The sequence below is a fragment of the Pseudoxanthomonas yeongjuensis genome (genome assembly GCF_010093345.1).
Taxonomy (GTDB): domain Bacteria; phylum Pseudomonadota; class Gammaproteobacteria; order Xanthomonadales; family Xanthomonadaceae; genus Pseudoxanthomonas_A; species Pseudoxanthomonas_A yeongjuensis.
Map to the genome: position 1 here is coordinate 47,133 of NZ_PDWT01000010.1, position 15,905 is coordinate 63,037.

Consider the following 15,905-nt stretch of genomic DNA (forward strand, 5'->3'; position numbering starts at 1 on the left):
GGCGCGCTTCATTGCACGTCTACCGGCAACGGCGCAGGCAACGAGGCATGCGTCGTGGAAGCTGCGGTGACTGCCAATGGCGACGTTTTCGCCGGACGCGACTTGGCTTCGGCCTTCTCCTGCGCCGCGATCCAGGTTTCGATGTCGTCCGGCGGCACGTCCATCAGGCGCAATGCGCCTTCCATGACGTTGTGGAACACCGGCGCCGAGACGATGCCGCCGTAGATGGAGGACTGCGGATTGTCCAGCACCACCACCATGGAAAAGCGCGGGTTGTCCACCGGCACCAGGCCGGCGAAGAACGCGCGGTAGTCGCGCGAGTATCCGCCGTTGAAGGCCTTGCGCGCGGTACCGGTCTTGCCGGCGACGTGGTAGCCCAGGATCGCCGCCTGGGTGGCGGTGCCGCCGGGCTCGGTCACGGTCTGCATCATGCGCAGCACCTGGTGCGCGATCTCCGGCGACAGCACTTCGGCCGGTTCGTTGCGCTGGCCCTTGATGAAGGTGGGCGCGATCGCCATGCCGCCATTGCCGATCGTCGCGTAGGCGTGCGCGATCTGCAGCGGAGTCACGGAAAGACCATAGCCGTAGGACATGGTCTGCTTGGTGGTGCCGCTCCAGCGCGAAGGCGGCGCGACCCCACCGGCGGCTTCACCCGGGAAACCGCTGCCGGTCTTGCTGCCATAGCCGAACTTGCGCAGGAACTCGTAGTACTCCTGGTCGGGCACCAGGGCAGCGAGTTTCGCCGCACCCACGTTCGAACTCTTGCGGATGATGCCGGTGACGTCGAGCACCCCGTAGTTGTGCGTGTCGGTGGTGCGGTACTTGCCGTTCGGCATCCAGCCCGGCGAGGTATTGAAGATGGTGGTGGGCTTGACCACTCCCGCGGTCAATGCCGCGGCGGCGGTGATCGGCTTCATCGTCGAACCCGGCTCCATCGTGTCGACGATCGCGCGGTTGCGATGCGCATCCGGTTTGCCCAGCGATGCCGCGTTCGGATTGAAGGTGGGCAGGTTGACCATGGCCAGCACTTCGCCGGTGGCCACGTCCAGGACCACCACCGATCCGCTGCTGGCGTTATTGGAAACCAGTGCGTTACGCAGCTCGCGATAGGCCAGGAACTGGATACGACGGTCGATGCTGAGAGTGAGGTCCTTGCCGGGCTGCGCCTGCTTGACCAGGTCCACGTTCTCGACGATGCGGCCGCGATTGTCGCGGATCACCTTCTTGGCGCCCGGGCTGCCGCGCAACCATTCGTCGAACGCCAGCTCCACGCCCTCCTGGCCGCGATCGTCGATATTGGTGAAGCCCAGCACATGCGCCATGGCTTCGCCCTGCGGGTAGAAGCGGCGGAACTCGCGCTTCGAATAGACCCCGGGCACGCCATGGGCGAGGATCTTCCTGGCTTCGTCCGGATTGATCCGGCGCTTGAGGTAATAGAACTCTTTTTCCGCGCGCTGGCTGATGCGGCTGGTCAGCGTGTCCAGCGGCTCGCCCAATGCCCGGGCCAGCTCGGGCAGGCGGTCGGGCGTCTTCAGCAGTTCCTGCGGATCGCACCAGATCGATTCCACCGGCGAGGACACCGCCACCGGCTCGCCGTTGCGGTCGGTGATCATGCCGCGCGACGTCGGGATCTCGATGTTGCGGATGAAGCGCTCGTTGCCTTCGCGCTGGTAGAAATCGCTGTTGACCAGTTGCACGTACGCGGCGCGGCCGATCAGGCTGACCGAACAGAGCGCCAGCGCGCACACCACCAGCGTCACCCGTCCACGCAGGTTGAATCGCGCGCGATTGCGGCCGCGCACCGGTGCGGCGTTCTTCACCGAGCCCTTCATTGGCGCACCACCACGACATCGCCCGCTTCCGGGAACTTCATCCCCAGGCGCATGCGCGCGATCTGGTCGATGCGGTTGCTTTCGGCCACGGTGGCCTGTTCCAGCTGCAGGCGACCGAATTCGATATTGAGCTCGTCGCGCACCTTCTCCAGCTTGGCCAGTTCCACGAACAGCAGGCGATGGCGATGGCGCGCATAGACCACGCCGATCGCCGAAGCCATGCTCGCCAGGATCATCACCACCAGCAGGAACCGGCTCATGCCGCGGCCCCCAGCTTCTCGGCCACCCGCAGGACCGCGCTGCGCGCGCGCGGATTGGCCGAGGTTTCCGCGGCATCCGCGCGCTGCGCGTCGCCGATGGCTTTCAGTGTCGGCACGAATACGTCCAGTTCGGGCAGGCGCCGATTGGCCGGCGGCGCCTTCGCGTGCCTGGAAATGAAGCGCTTGACGATGCGATCTTCCAGCGAATGGAAGCTGATCACCGCCAGGCGGCCACCGACCTTCAAACGCTCCAGCGCGCCGTCCAGACCGGTTTCCAGGTCGGCCAGTTCGCGATTGATATGGATGCGGATGGCCTGGAAGCTGCGCGTCGCCGGATTGATGTCGTGCTTGCCCCGGCCGACCACGGCACCCAGCAAGTCGGCCAGGTCGGCGGTGCGGGTGAATGGCTTCTCGCCACGCCGCGCGACGATGGCCTTGGCGATGCGCCGGCTCAGGCGCTCCTCGCCATAGGTCCACAACACGTCGGCGATCTCCGCCTCGTCGGCGCGCGCAAGCCACTGCGCCGCGCTTTCGCCGTGGTCGGGATCCATGCGCATGTCCAGCGGGCCATCCTTGCCGAAGCTGAAACCGCGTTCGGCCACGTCCAGTTGCGGCGAGGACACACCCAGGTCCAGGAGGACGCCATCCAGGCCTTCGGCGGCGGCATCCCAATGCGCAAGCGTGGCGAAACTGTCGCGCCTGATGGCGACGCGCGCATCGCCGGCGAACGTCTGTTCGGCGTGGGCGATCGCTTCGGGATCCTTGTCCATCAGCAGCAGCCGGCCTCCCGGGCCGAGTCTTTGCAGCACGCCGCGCGCATGCCCTCCACGCCCGAATGTGCCGTCCAGGTAGGTTCCGTTCTCGCGCACCCGCAGTCCTTCCATGACCTGCACAAACATCACGGGAAGGTGGCCGGACTGCGCTTCGCCGCGCACCCGGGCACCGCCCGTCACAGCTTCAGATCGAGCATGTGCGCGCTCAGATCGTCGTCGGACAAGGTCTGACGGATCTGCGCGTGATGCGCCTGCTCGCTCCACAATTCGAACTTGTCGCCCATGCCCAGCAGCACGGCTTTCTTCTCGATGCCCACCGCGCTGCGATGGCTGGCCGGGATGCTGATGCGGCCATTGCCATCCAGCTCAACCGGGGTCGCAGCACCGACCAGCTTCAACTGCAGGTTGCGATGCGCGCGCTGGGTGCTGGGCAGCGCATTGACCGCATCGCGGACACGCTGCCATTCCTTTTCGGGATACAGATACAGGCTGCCCTGCTCGAACGGGTTGTAGGCGATGACCAGACGATTGCCGCACTCGCGCGCGACCAACTCGCGGTAGGCGGTGGGCACCGCCAACCGGCCCTTGTCGTCAACTGTGATGGCGGTCTCACCCTGGAACACGAACCCTGCACCCACGAAATCCGCTGGAAGGCGGCAATTGAACCACGAAAAACCACTAGAAACCTGGTTTTCCCTCTGCTGCCCACCTTAGCACCGCCCGAAAGGTTGTCAACAGGGAATGGATGAATAAATCGTCTTTTACTTCAATGGGTTGCAGCTAACTTCACAAACTTGTTCAAAGGTTATCCACAAGCTGCTGTTTAGTCTCAAATTTTGAGATTTTGCCGTGATTCAGGCCAGTGGAGAGGGTGTGAATTTTCTGATCTCAATTGCCTGTGAGACTGGGAACAAGTAATGAGGAACGAGAAACGAGAAACGAGAAACGGAGGGAAGCTCTTGATTCTGGCTACCGGCTACCCCGTCTCACTCCTCACTCCTCACTCCTCACTCCTCACTCACTCCTCGTTCCTCACTCCTCGTTCCTCGTTCCTCGCTCCTCGCCTCCCCCAGCCAGAACGAGCAAAATCCCCCCATGTGCCTGGTCGCCCTAGCCTGGAAAAGCCATCCCCGCTGGCGTCTGCTGCTGGCGGGCAACCGTGACGAGTTCCATGCGCGCCCGACCGCGCCGCTGGCCCGCTGGCCGGATATCGGGTCGATCCAGGCCGGTCGCGATCTGCAATCCGGCGGCACCTGGGTAGGACTCGATGCGCGAGGCCGCTGCGCGGTGGTCACCAACGTGCGCGATCCGCTGGCTCCTCCGTCCTCCGGCCCTTCCCGCGGTCGCCTGCCGGTCGAATTCCTTGGCGTGACTCTCGCAGCCGACCACCACGCACGCGATCTACTCGCCCCGGCTGGTGATTACGCGCCGTTCAACCTGCTGATGGCGGACGCGGATTCCTGCGAATACGTGGGAAACCATCCGCGCCTGGAACACCGCACGATCGCGCCCGGCATCCATGGCATGTCGAACGGCGGCTTCGATGTGCCATGGCCGAAGACACGACGCCTATGCGCGGCGATGTCGAAATGGTCGGAGACGGAAGCGACGGATCCGGAACCGTTGTGGCAGGCGCTCGCCGATGGACACGTGGCTACGGACGAAGAACTTCCCGATACCGGCGTGGGCATCGAACTGGAGCGCTGGCTCTCGCCTGCCTTCATCCGCGGCCCCGCCTACGGCACCCGCGCCAGCACCCTCATCGCCATCGATTACGAAGGCCGCGGATACATCAGCGAACGCCGCTTCGGCCCCGATGGCGTATTCGAAGGCGAAACCACCCTGCGCAACGACGAGTAGTCCATGTGGGAGCGACGCCAGTCGCGATGAAGCGCCATGGAGCCTCATTCGCGACTGACGTCGCTCCCACAACACCGAAAGTAATCGCTCACACAGTCGTGCAGGAATAACGAGCGAAGCCATAGCCCCCTTTAGTAAAGGGGGCGCCGCGACAGCGGCGGGGAATTGGGGGCACAAGCCTGGGGCCCGAAGTTTGCATCGCAAACTTTGGGGCTTTCATCGAACGCGAAGCGAAGATGAAAGAGGCGGAGCCGGCCGATAAGCCGGGTTCTGTCGTGGACAGTCATTCCTCTAGGCGCAACGTCGCCGTTACGCTCGAGCAACCTACCCGGACCCGACGCGGGCCGCGTCATGAGGTCCCTATTTGGTCTTGCTCCCGGTGGGGTTTGCCGTGCCGGCCTGTTACCAGGCTCGCGGTGCGCTCTTACCGCACCATTTCACCCTTGCCACGCATTCCGGAGAACCGTTCGGCGGTATCTTTCTGTTGCACTTTCCGTCGGCTCGCGCCGCCCAGGCGTTACCTGGCACCGTGCCCTGTGGAGCCCGGACTTTCCTCGGCACCCTTGCGGGTGACGCGACTGCCTGGCCGACTCCGCCATGCGCATTGTCGCACGCATGCGCTGACTAGCCCGGAAACCATGCCGACACCGCACCGCCCACGCCAAGCACCAGCACCACCAGCCACGCGGGCATTTTCGCCCACATCAGTGCCGCCACACCCGCAGCTACCCATGCCGCGTCGCGCCAGCCGCGCACCGCCGTGGGCCACAGCGGATCGTAGAGCGCGGCCAGCAGTAACCCGACCACCGCCGCATTGACCCCGGCCAACGCAGCCAGCACCCGACGCTGCCTGCGCAGTCGCGACCAGAACGGCAGCACGCCCAGGACCAGCAGCAGCGAAGGCAGGAAAATCGCGCACAGGCACAGCATTCCACCGGCCCAGCCCCCCGGTCCCGTCGACATCGCCGTACCCAGGAAAGCGGAGAAGGTGAACAAGGGCCCCGGCATCGCCTGGGCCGCGCCATAGCCGGAAAGGAATTCATCCGCGCCGATCCAACCCGGCGCCACCACCTCCGCCTGCAGCAAGGGCAGCACCACGTGACCGCCACCGAAGACCAGCGAACCGCTGCGATAGAAGGCGTCGACCACCTGCAGGCTCGATGACGAAGACTGCTGCGCCAGCAGCGGCAACAGGAACAGAAGCACAAGGAACAGCGCCAGCATGATCGACCCGGACCGCATGGATAGTGGGACTGCCAGGCCTTCGCCCATCGTTGTCGCAGCGATTCGACGCAGCGCCAGCCCGACCACGGCACCCAATCCAATCACCGCCACCTGCATCCAGGCCTGCGGCCACCACAGCACGAGCAGCGCGGATGCCGCCGCCAGCAGCACGCGCGTCGAGTCGGTACAGAATGCGCGCGCCATGCCCCACACCGCCTGCGCTACCACAGCGACCGCCACCAGTTTCAAGCCTTGCAATGCCTCGGCAGAAAGCATGGCGCCCCAACGCGTCAGTCCGAATGCGAACAGGATCATGGCCAACGCCGAAGGCAGGGTAAACCCACACCAGGCCGCGAGCGCGCCGCGCAGGCCCGCGCGCGACAGGCCGACCGCCATGCCGACCTGGCTGCTGGCCGGCCCCGGCAGGAACTGGCACAACGCGATCAGTTCGGCGTACTGGTTTTCGGAAAGCCAGCGGCGGCGTGCCACGAACTCATCGCGGAAATAAGCCAGATGGGCGATGGGACCGCCGAACGAAGTCAGGCCCAGACGCAGGAATACGCGGAACACGACCCAGGCGCTGGCGTCCGCAGACCTGTCGGCCGCCGATCCCCGCATCGGACTCAGGCCGCCGATCCGTTCTGCCCGTAAAGGGCCTTTCGCGGCGCCCCGCTGATCTCCGCTGCCAGCTTCGCCGCCGTCGATGGCGGCAAATATTCGCTGAGTTTGGCGTACAGCCGTTGGCCTTCGATCAACTGCGCTTCCGCATCGTCGCCCACGCCCTGGACCATGACCACGAACTCGCCCTTGCGCTGGTTGTCGTCGGCCTCAACCTGCGCATGCAGTCCGGCAAGGGTGCCGTCCAGCACCGTTTCGAACATCTTGGTCAGTTCGCGCGCGATCACCGCGGCGCGGTCGTCGCCGAACACGAGGCGCATGTCGGCCAGCGATTCGGCGATGCGGTGCGAGGATTCGTAGAACACCAGGGTCCGGGTTTCGCTGGCGAGACGGCCCAGGCGCTCGCGGCGGGCGGACGACTTGGCCGGCAGGAAACCTTCGAACACGAAACGGTCGCTGGGCAGGCCGGCCACGCTCAACGCGGCGATCGCGGCGCAGGCGCCGGGAATCGGGCTGACCCGCAGTCCGGCCGCACGCGCGGCGCGGACCACGCGGAAACCCGGATCGCTGACCAGCGGCGTGCCCGCATCGCTGACCAGAGCCAGCGAATCGCCGCCGGCGATGCGCTCGACGATGCGCTCGGACATCGCTTCCTCGTTGTGCTCATGCAAGGCCAGCAAGGGGCGATCGATGCCGAAATGGGAAAGCAGCTGGCGGGTGTGGCGGGTGTCCTCGGCGCAGATCGCGGCGACGGCTTTCAGGGTCTCCTGCGCACGTGGCGACAGGTCGGCCAGGTTGCCGATCGGCGTGGCGATGATGAACAGTGTTCCAGCGGGCATGAGCGGATGTTCCTGGAGGCGGTGGGCTGAACGCAGTCCTGCGCCGCCGAAGGTACAATCCTAGCCGGTTCCCCCGCACCACCGCCGAGTACCCCCATGGATAAGCGATTCGGAAGGATCTTTCCTTTGTTGTTGCTGGTGACGCTGTTCGCCGGCTGCGCCACCACCCAGGTCAGTGGACCGGCCACGAGCAAGGCCAGCAGCGGTGCGCTGGCCAACGCGGCCGCGCTGGCACGCAACGATGCCACGCTGACCGGCCAGGCGAAGATCGACAATGCACGCGAGATCGAGCGCCTGCTGGCCGGCATCGACAATGCGACGCTGGCGCGCGACGCCGCGGCGCTACCGGTCGGCGATCCGCTTTACGCCTTCGCGGGGCGCGCCTTGTTGAATCGCGGCCTGCCGCTGCCGCGCCCGTTCGACCGTGGCGTGCAATGGCGTTTCGACCTGAACAACCGGCCCGCCGCCGAGCGCGACGGCTATCGTCCTCCGGTCAAACTCGCGGTGCTGCTGCCATTGTCGGGACAACTGGCCACGGCCTCGGCGCCCGTCCGCGATGGCCTGCTGGCCGGTTATTACGGCGAAACCCGGCGTCGCCCGGAAATCAATTTCTTCGACACGGCGGGAACCCCGGCCGGAGCCGTCAACGCTTATGCGAAGGCAGTCGCCGCGGGCGCCGACTTCATCCTCGGCCCGCTCGGCCGCGATGAAGTCACCGCCGTGTTCCGCGACTCCGGCCTGGCGGTGCCGGTCCTCGCCCTCAATCGTGGTGCGGCTGCCCCGCCGGCCGGCAACGCCGGATTTTCACTGGCTCCCGAAGACGACGGCATCATCGCGGCCGAATACCTGCTCAGTCGCGAACACCGCAAGGCGCTGGTGATCGGCGGCAACGACGACAACGGCCGGCGCGCCGCGAATTCCTTCCGCGAGCGCTTCACCGAACGCGGCGGCAGCGTGACCGACACGCTGAGCGTGGCCGAAACACCGGGCGATATTTCCGCCAATCTCGCCGCCGCCGCACAGCATGGCGTGGACGCCGTGTTCCTTGCGGTCAGGGGCGGCACGGCGCGTGCCATCGCTCCGCAACTGGCGCTCGCCGGCCTCGCCGGCAAGAGCCGGGTCGGCACGTCGCAGCTGATTTCCGGTACCGGCAAACCGGAACAGGACAGCGCGCTGGATGGCATCGTCTACCCCGCCGAAGTGTGGACCGCGCGCGGCCTCGCCGGCCTGCCGGCAGCGAGTGTCGCGGGCGCGAACCTGCCGACCGCACGCGGACCGGCGGCACGGCTGTTCGCCTTCGGCTACGACGCATGGATGCTGACCGCCTACCTGGAGAAACTGGCGACCGGCAACAATGTGCAGCTGAAAGGCGCGACCGGCGAACTGAGCCTGGATGGTTTCGGCAACGTGATGCGCACGCCGGCCTGGTCCACTTTCAACGACGGGCGCGCGGTTCCGGTCTCCGGCGGCGGTTGAACGCGGCGTGATCGATCGCAAGGCGCGGGGCGACCGCGCCGAAGCCGCGGCACGCGACCATCTGCTGCGTGCCGGCCTGCGCGAAGTGGCGGCGAACGCGAATTATCGTGGCGGCGAACTCGACCTGGTGATGCTGGACCCCAGCGGCCATGAGGGCGGCATGCTGGTGTTCGTGGAAGTGCGCTACCGGCAATCGCGCGCCTTCGGCGGCGGCGCGGCCTCGGTGGACATCGGCAAGCGCCGCAAGCTGGTGCATGCGGCGCAACTCTTCCTCGGCGAACATCGCCGCTATGCGCAGATGCCGTGTCGTTTCGATGTGGTCGAAGCGGATGGCGATCCGGAGACACCCAGGATCACGTGGTTGCGGGATGCGTTCCGGGCCGACGATATCTAGATCCCCCGCACGGAACCGCCTTGTAGGAGCGCCCCTTGGGCGCGATGCTCTTGGGTCTTCGGCGATCTGGTCGAAGAGCATCGCGCCCAAGGGGCGCTCCTACGGGAAGTGCTGGTAGCCGGATTGCACGGGCTGCCATTCCCCACCCTTCGCATCGAATCCCTTCACGCCCTGCCCCGCGACGATGCGCCCGATCCGCGTTGCGGGAACCTCAGCGAAATCCAGGGCCTGCATCACCAGTTCGCGATTGCGCGGCGAGGCGCTGAAACACAACTCGTAATCGTCGCCACCACTGGCTTGCCAGCGCCAGTACTGCGCAGGATCGAGTGCTGCGAGCGCGTCGGAACCAGGCAGGCTCGTCAAGTTTATTTCCGCGCCGACGCCGCTGCGTTCGCAGACATGGGCCAGGTCGGCGAGCAGTCCGTCGGACAGATCGATGCAGCTATGCGCCAGCCCCGACAACCGCCGTCCAGCGGCGACGCGCGGCGTGGGGCGATCGAGGCGCTTGCGCAGAAACGGCGAAGGCTCGCGCCCGGCCAGCAAAACTTCCAGCGCCGCCGCTGCATCGCCCAGCGTTCCGGTCACCCAGACGTCGTCGCCGACGCGCGCGCCGTCACGACGCAAGGCGCTACCGGTTTCGAGCAGGCCCATCGCGGTGACCGAGATCGACAACGGCCCGCGCGTGGTGTCGCCACCGACCAGCGCGAGCGCATGCTGGTCGGCCAGTTCGAGGAATCCGTCGAGGAAGGCGTCGACCCAGCTTGCATCGGCTTCCGGCATCGACAGCGACAGCGTGCACCAGGCGGGCATGGCGCCCATCGCGGCGAGATCCGAAAGGTTCACCGCCAGCGATTTCCAGCCGATATCCGCAGGCGCGGTGGCTTCCGGGAAATGGACGCCGGCATTGAGCGTGTCTGCAGTCACTACCAATTGCATGCCAGGCGGCACCTGCAGCAGCGCGGCGTCATCGCCGATACCGAGCACGACGTCGTCGCGTTCGCGGACGCGCGTGCGGATGCGGTCGATCAGATCGAATTCAGCGGCGCTCATCATCGACCCAGCATACTGTGGGAGTGACCTGTGGGAGCGGCGTAAGCCGCGCAACGGGAACCCATGGCTGCCATGTGAATCGCAAGTCCAGGATTGTCGCCTTCGCGGCTTACGCCGCTCCCACGAACTGCTCCCACCTGCCGCTTCATTTGACGGCGTTGAATTCCGCCGGGCGCCAGTCGGCCGCGGCCCTGTCCAGCACGCCATTGACGTAGGTGTGGCCGTGCTCGGAGCCGAAGCGCTTGGCGATCTCGATCGCCTCGTTCAACACCACACGGTACGGGACGTCGAGGCGGTGGATCAACTCGTAGGCCGACAGACGCAGGACCGCGCGCTCGATCGGATCGACTTCCTCGACCGGGCGGTCGAGATAATCCACCAGGGCCCCGTCCAGGCTGGCGCGGTGCTTGACCACGCCGCGGACCAGGTCGTCAAAATACTCAAGGTCGGCGATCTCGTGCGCCTGCTCGTGGGCGAACTGGGCGATGACCTGTTCCACCAGGCCGCCCGACATCTGCCATGCATATACCGCCTGCAGCGCGCGACGGCGCGCGCGCGCGCGGGTGACCGGGTCTACGCCGTCGCGGCGGCCGTCCTTGCGGGGATGGCGGTTCATGGCAATTGCTCCAGCAGTTGCGCCATCTCGATGGCGGCCAGCGCGGCTTCCTCGCCCTTGTTGCCGTGGCTGCCGCCGGCGCGCACTTCCGCGTCCTCGATGCGTTCGACCGCGAGCACGCCGTTCATCACCGGGATGCCGAAATCCAGCGCCACCCGCATCAAGCCCTCGGCGCAACGGTCGGCCACATGTTCGTAATGGCGGGTGTCGCCGCGGATCACGCAACCCAGGGCGATGATCGCCGCATGCTGGCTGCCGGCGGCGATACGCGCGGCGGCCACCGGGATTTCCCAGGCGCCGGGCACGCGGATCACATCGACCGCGCCATCGCTTACGCCATTGGCCGACAGGCTCTGCCGCGCACCGGTCACCAGCGCATCGGTAATGCGCGGATTCCAGCGGCTGGCGATGATCGCGAAACGTGCGGCTTCGTGGGCGCGCAGATCGCCTTCGTAATGGGGCATGGGGGACGGATACCGGATGGGTCGGGAAGTTTAACAGCAGCGCGGAAACCGGGACGTGGGAGGGGCTTCAGCCCCGACGCTTTCATCCGGCGAAAGCTGTCGGGGCTGAAGCCCCTCCTACAGGAACCCGGACTAGTGGACGTATTCCACGACATCCAGCCCATAACCGGCCAGACCTACCTGCCGGCGCGGCGTGCCCAGCACGCGCAGCTTGCCGAGACCCAGATCGGCGAGGATCTGCGCGCCAGCGCCGTTGCGGCGCCATTCGGCGAGGGCGCCGCCCGCGGGCGCCTCCGGGTCGCGCCCCGGTTCGGAACGGATCCGTTCGAGCATGGCCTCGGGCGTGACCGGCTCGCCCAGCAATACCAGTGCGCCACGGCCTTCACGAGCGATCGTGGCCAGCACTTCGCCTACCGCCGGACCGAAATCAGTACGCCGCCAATGCAGCGCATCGGCCAACGGGTTCTGCATGTGCACGCGCACCAGGGTCGGCGCCTGAGCATCGGCTTCGCCGCGCAACAGCGCGAAATGCAGGCCGTGGCTGAGGCGATCGCGGTAGGTGTGCAGGCGGAACGGGCCGTGTTCGGTATCGATCTCGCGCACGTCCACGCGTTCGACGGTGTGCTCGGTGCTCAGGCGATAACGGATCAGTTCCTCGATGGAGCCGATCTTCAACCCATGCGCGCGCGCGAATTCCTCCAGTTGCGGGCGCCGGGCCATGCTGCCGTCGGCATTGAGGATCTCGACCAGCACGCCGGCCGGCTCCAGGCCCGCGAGCAACGCCAAGTCCGTGGCCGCCTCGGTGTGGCCCGAGCGATTGAGTACGCCACCGGGCTGGGAAGTGAGCGGGAAGATATGCCCAGGCTGCGACAGGTCCTGCGGCTTCACGTCGGGGCGCACCGCGGTGCGGATGGTATGGGCGCGGTCATAGGCGGAGATGCCGGTGGTCACGCCTTCGGCCGCCTCGATGCTGACGGTGAAGTTGGTGTGGTGCTGCGAGGTGTTGTCCTGGACCATCGGCGGCAGGCCGAGCTGGCGGCAGCGCTCGCGGGTCAGCGACAGGCAGACCAGGCCGCGGGCGTGGGTGACCATGAAGTTGATGTCCGAAGGCTTGACCAGTTCGGCGGCCATGATCAGGTCGCCTTCGTTCTCGCGGTCCTCGTCGTCGACGATCACGACCATGCGGCCGTTGCGGATTTCTTCGAGCAGTTCGGGGATGGGGGCGAAGGACATCAGATCAGTACTCGGAAAGCAGGAAAGAATCCGTCATCCCGGCGCAAGCCGGGATCCACTTTGCTCTTCGATCGGAAACTCGGAGCGACAACAAGATCAAGATGGATCCCAGCTTGCGCTGGGATGACGGCAAAAAAAGGTTCATGGTTTATGCAGCAGGCGTTCGACATAACGCGCGACCAGGTCGATCTCCAGGTTCACCGCATCGCCGACGGAATTCGTCGCGAATGCAGTGTTGGCGACCGTATGCGGGATCAGCGCGACCTCGAAGCCCTGCTCGTCCACATCGTTGACGGTCAGGCTGACGCCATCGACGCAGATCGATCCTTTCTTGGCGATATAGCGCAACAACGGCTGCGGCGCGGCGAAGCGCCAGCGTTGCGCGCGCGCATCCGGCACGATGCCGAGCACCCTGCCCACGCCGTCCACGTGGCCACTGACCAGATGGCCGCCGAGCCGGTCGGTCGGGCGCATCGCGCGCTCGAGGTTCACCAGCGCGCCGGGAGCGAGCCCGCCCAGCGTGGTCAGCGACAAGGTTTCGTTGGACGCATCGGCTTCGAAAGACTTCGCGTTGAAAGCGACCACGGTCAGGCACACGCCGTTGACCGCGATGCTCTCGCCCAGCCGCACATCGTCGAAAGGCAGGTTTCCCGCTTCGATGCTGAGGCGCGCGTCGCCGCCCCGGCTGTCGATGCTGGCCAGGCGGCCGACGCCCTCGATGATTCCGGTAAACATCAGCACGCCCCCCTGAGGGAGGGAGCTGGAAAATCCTGCGTGGCGATGGTCATGAAACGTTTCCCGCGTAATGAATGCGAAAAACGTCCACAGGGCACGAAGCGACGCAGCCATTAGGCCGCGCGCGACTGTCTTCTTTCATCCGGACTATGACCGTCGGCTCCGGCATCGGACCGGATCTGCTGACCCTCCGGCACCCGTACTGGACGGGACCGCCTGAGGCGCTCGCGGGCTCGTCGACGGCGCCTTGGCGCCGGGGACCTACCGCCGGTGGGGAATCGCACCCCGCCCTGAAGACGTTTGCTTGTGTTCGCCGGCGAACCGGCGCGTGGATTCTAGCACCCGGCCGCAGGCAAGCCGCCGGACGAAGCGTTCCATCGCCGTTGTAGGAGCGGGCCTTGCCCGCGATGCTCCTGGCTTCGGTGTGTAGATCCGGGCTTGCTCGGATGCTTTCCGCAAAGATCAAAGAGCATCCGAGCAAGCCCGGATCTACAAAGCAAGAGCGAGAAGCATCGCGGGCAAGGCCCGCTCCTACGCCCCGAAGGAAATCCGCTTGGGGGACAGGGGCTTTTGGCGCAGGTGCAGGATCAGCGGCCAGCGCATCGTGCGCACCTGCGCCGGCTCGCCCCAGGCGTGGGCGAGCGCCGCGGCGTGGGCTTCGACGGGGTCGCTTCCGCTGGCAGCGCGGCAGCGCGCGGTCGCCGACAGGCTGCCCAGGTAACCGAGCAGCTGCGGCAAAGTCCATTCCGCGGTCAGCCACAACGACGGCGCGGGCAACGCCGGGAACGGCCATGCATAGTCCGCGTAACCGGCGTCCACCTGGGCGCGTTCGGACGGCCAGTAGGGTGCGATTTCCGCGCGGAAAGCATCCGCCGCGTCTTCGAGGTCGCCGGCGAAGACCATGTCCTGGTAAGTCCATGCGGCCAACACGCCTCCGGGCCGCAGCACGCGCTCGCATTCGGCATAGAAACGCGGACGGTCGAACCAGTGCAGGGCCTGGGCCACGGCGACCAGATCGATGCTGCGGTCCGGCAAGGCGGTGGCTTCGCCGGGTTCCACCGCAAGGCTGACGTTGCCGGCCTGTGCGCTCCTGGCCCAGTGTTGTTCGATCTGCGCCGCGCTCGGTTCGGTGGCATGGACATGCACAAAACGTTGGCTCAAGCCACGCGTGGCCTGGCCGCTGCCGCAGCCCGGTTCCCAGACCGAGGCGGAGGCCGGAACGACCGCGGTGATGGCATCGAACAAGGCATCCGGATAGGTCGGGCGCCAGTGGGCGTAGGCGCCAGCGACCTGGGAGAAATGATCCTTGAACGTGACCACGCTATCCGGCCTGCGCGGGCGCCGGTTGCAGCAGCAGACGGTGATCCGTGCCGATCATGCGCGAATCCACGACCTGCAATTGCGCGCGCTGCGCCATCGCATCGATGCCCAACCCGGCGAACAGGGGACGCGCACGGTCGCCGAGCAACACCGGTGCGACATACAACAGGATTTCATCGGCCAGACCGGCCGCCAGAAAGGCACCGGCCAGAGTCGCGCCGGCTTCGATCTGCACTTCGTTTATTTCGCGCGCGGCCAGCAACCTCAGCACCGCATCCAGGTCCAGGCGCCCGCCCTGCGCCGGCACGCTGGCGCGCTGCACGTCGAGATCGCGCGGCGGCTTGGCGTCCGACGCATGCAGGTACAAGGTGGGAGCCGAGCCATCGCGCACCTTGCCGCGCGCGACCGTGGCCAGGCCGGGATCCAGCACCACCCGCAACGGGGCCACGAACGGCGTGTCGTCGCCCAGGCGCACGGTGAGCGACGGATCGTCGGCCAGCACGGTGTTGGATCCGGTGAGAATCGCCCCGGCGCGCGCGCGCCAGCGCTGCACGTCGTGGCGCGAGGCTTCGCCGCTGATCCATTTGGAATCGCCGTTGGCCATCGCCGTGCGCCCATCGAGGCTCATCGCCAATTTGACTCGCACCCACGGCCGGCCGCGCTCGGTTCGCGACAGGAAGCCATGGTTGAGTTGGCGGGCCTGCGCTTCCATCAACCCGGATTCGACTGCGATCCCGGCAGCACGCAACTTGTCGAAACCGGCGCCGTCGACTTGCGGGAAAGGATCGCGCATCGCCGCGACCACCCGTGTCACTCCGGCGGCGATCAGCGCATCGGCGCAGGGTCCGGTGCGACCCATGTGCGCGCAAGGCTCGAGAGTGACATAGGCCGTGGCGCCCTTCGCGCGATCGCCCGCGGCCTGCAGCGCGAACACTTCCGCATGCGCTTCGCCGGCACGCTGATGGAAGCCTTCGCCGACGGTCTCCCCGCCATGGGCGATCACGCAGCCCACCATCGGATTGGGCCTGGTGGTGTAGGCGCCGCGCTCGGCGAGAAGCAGGGCGCGGGCCATCAGCAGGTGGTCGGTGGCGGTGAATTCCGGCGTCATCGCGATCCTGTACTTTCCCTCTCCCCTTGTGGGAGAGGGACCGCTTCGCGCAGCGAAGCAGGGAGAGGGCCGGCTTGTGTGGCGTTCCGGGGCGCGAGAGCAA

At 66.5% G+C, this 15,905-nt stretch carries 15 protein-coding genes, 1 other RNA gene, 1 pseudogene and 1 riboswitch; of the genes and pseudogenes, 3 read left to right on the forward strand and 14 right to left on the reverse strand.

Annotated elements, in window-relative coordinates:
- Positions 1-8: 8 nt before the first annotated feature.
- From CSC74_RS16390 to mraZ, 4 genes are read right to left on the reverse strand one after another with little or no spacing between them, the layout of a single operon-like run.
- Positions 9-1,832, reverse strand: coding sequence for a peptidoglycan D,D-transpeptidase FtsI family protein (locus CSC74_RS16390; protein ID WP_162315576.1), 1,824 nt, complete (start codon positions 1,830-1,832; stop codon positions 9-11).
- Positions 1,829-2,092: a cell division protein FtsL gene (gene ftsL / locus CSC74_RS16395; RefSeq protein ID WP_162315577.1), complete on the reverse strand. Its 264-nt coding sequence runs from the start codon at positions 2,090-2,092 to the stop codon at positions 1,829-1,831. The genes CSC74_RS16390 and ftsL overlap by 4 nt, the downstream gene beginning before the upstream one ends.
- On the reverse strand, positions 2,089-3,027 hold the full coding sequence (rsmH, locus tag CSC74_RS16400) for a 16S rRNA (cytosine(1402)-N(4))-methyltransferase RsmH (protein ID WP_162315615.1): 939 nt from the start codon (positions 3,025-3,027) through the stop codon (positions 2,089-2,091). The genes ftsL and rsmH overlap by 4 nt, the downstream gene beginning before the upstream one ends.
- 14 nt (positions 3,028-3,041) lie before the next feature.
- Positions 3,042-3,488 (reverse strand): division/cell wall cluster transcriptional repressor MraZ, encoded by a 447-nt coding sequence (mraZ, locus tag CSC74_RS16405; RefSeq protein ID WP_162315616.1) that lies wholly within the window; start codon positions 3,486-3,488, stop codon positions 3,042-3,044.
- 472 nt (positions 3,489-3,960) lie between these two features.
- Between mraZ and CSC74_RS16410 the strand changes: the two genes are divergently transcribed.
- Positions 3,961-4,725 (forward strand): NRDE family protein, encoded by a 765-nt coding sequence (locus tag CSC74_RS16410; protein WP_162315578.1) that lies wholly within the window; start codon positions 3,961-3,963, stop codon positions 4,723-4,725.
- A gap of 243 nt (positions 4,726-4,968) precedes the next feature.
- Here CSC74_RS16410 and rnpB read toward each other — a convergent pair.
- From rnpB to rsmI, 3 genes are all read right to left on the reverse strand, one after another.
- An RNA gene (gene rnpB / locus CSC74_RS16415) (RNase P RNA component class A) lies at positions 4,969-5,319 on the reverse strand.
- A 30-nt stretch (positions 5,320-5,349) separates the two neighbouring features.
- On the reverse strand, positions 5,350-6,567 hold the full coding sequence (gene chrA, locus CSC74_RS16420) for a chromate efflux transporter (protein WP_162315579.1): 1,218 nt from the start codon (positions 6,565-6,567) through the stop codon (positions 5,350-5,352).
- 5 nt (positions 6,568-6,572) lie between these two features.
- Entirely contained in the window at positions 6,573-7,406 is an 834-nt protein-coding gene (gene rsmI / locus CSC74_RS16425) for a 16S rRNA (cytidine(1402)-2'-O)-methyltransferase (RefSeq protein ID WP_162315580.1), read from the reverse strand.
- Positions 7,407-7,577: 171 nt separating this feature from the next.
- Here rsmI and CSC74_RS16430 point away from each other — a divergent pair.
- Both CSC74_RS16430 and CSC74_RS16435 read left to right on the forward strand, forming a co-directional pair.
- Positions 7,578-8,882, forward strand: a pseudogene (locus CSC74_RS16430) (penicillin-binding protein activator); the annotation flags it as partial.
- Positions 8,883-8,889: 7 nt separating this feature from the next.
- Positions 8,890-9,276, forward strand: coding sequence for a YraN family protein (locus CSC74_RS16435; protein WP_162315582.1), 387 nt, complete (start codon positions 8,890-8,892; stop codon positions 9,274-9,276).
- 99 nt (positions 9,277-9,375) lie between these two features.
- Here CSC74_RS16435 and thiL read toward each other — a convergent pair whose 3' ends face one another.
- The 7 genes from thiL to ribD form a co-directional block, all read right to left on the reverse strand.
- Positions 9,376-10,326: a thiamine-phosphate kinase gene (gene thiL, locus CSC74_RS16440; RefSeq protein ID WP_162315583.1), complete on the reverse strand. Its 951-nt coding sequence runs from the start codon at positions 10,324-10,326 to the stop codon at positions 9,376-9,378.
- Between the two features lie 145 nt (positions 10,327-10,471).
- Entirely contained in the window at positions 10,472-10,942 is a 471-nt protein-coding gene (gene nusB, locus CSC74_RS16445) for a transcription antitermination factor NusB (RefSeq protein WP_162315584.1), read from the reverse strand.
- Positions 10,939-11,406 carry a 6,7-dimethyl-8-ribityllumazine synthase gene (gene ribH, locus CSC74_RS16450; RefSeq protein WP_162315585.1) on the reverse strand — a complete coding sequence of 156 codons (468 nt, stop codon included), beginning with the start codon at positions 11,404-11,406 and terminating at the stop codon, positions 10,939-10,941. Before ribH ends, nusB begins: the two co-directional genes overlap by 4 nt.
- Before the next feature lie 132 nt (positions 11,407-11,538).
- On the reverse strand, positions 11,539-12,639 hold the full coding sequence (gene ribB, locus CSC74_RS16455; RefSeq protein WP_162315586.1) for a 3,4-dihydroxy-2-butanone-4-phosphate synthase: 1,101 nt from the start codon (positions 12,637-12,639) through the stop codon (positions 11,539-11,541).
- Positions 12,640-12,780: 141 nt separating this feature from the next.
- Complete coding sequence (locus tag CSC74_RS16460; RefSeq protein ID WP_162315587.1) at positions 12,781-13,374, reverse strand: riboflavin synthase; 594 nt, start codon at positions 13,372-13,374, stop codon at positions 12,781-12,783.
- Positions 13,375-13,500: 126 nt separating this feature from the next.
- Positions 13,501-13,676: riboswitch (FMN riboswitch) on the reverse strand.
- Positions 13,677-13,905: 229 nt separating this feature from the next.
- Positions 13,906-14,694, reverse strand: a complete 789-nt coding sequence (locus tag CSC74_RS16465) for a class I SAM-dependent methyltransferase (RefSeq protein WP_162315588.1) — start codon at positions 14,692-14,694, stop codon at positions 13,906-13,908.
- 1 nt (position 14,695) lies between these two features.
- Entirely contained in the window at positions 14,696-15,802 is a 1,107-nt protein-coding gene (gene ribD / locus CSC74_RS16470; RefSeq protein WP_162315589.1) for a bifunctional diaminohydroxyphosphoribosylaminopyrimidine deaminase/5-amino-6-(5-phosphoribosylamino)uracil reductase RibD, read from the reverse strand.
- Between the last annotated feature and the right edge of the window lie 103 nt (positions 15,803-15,905).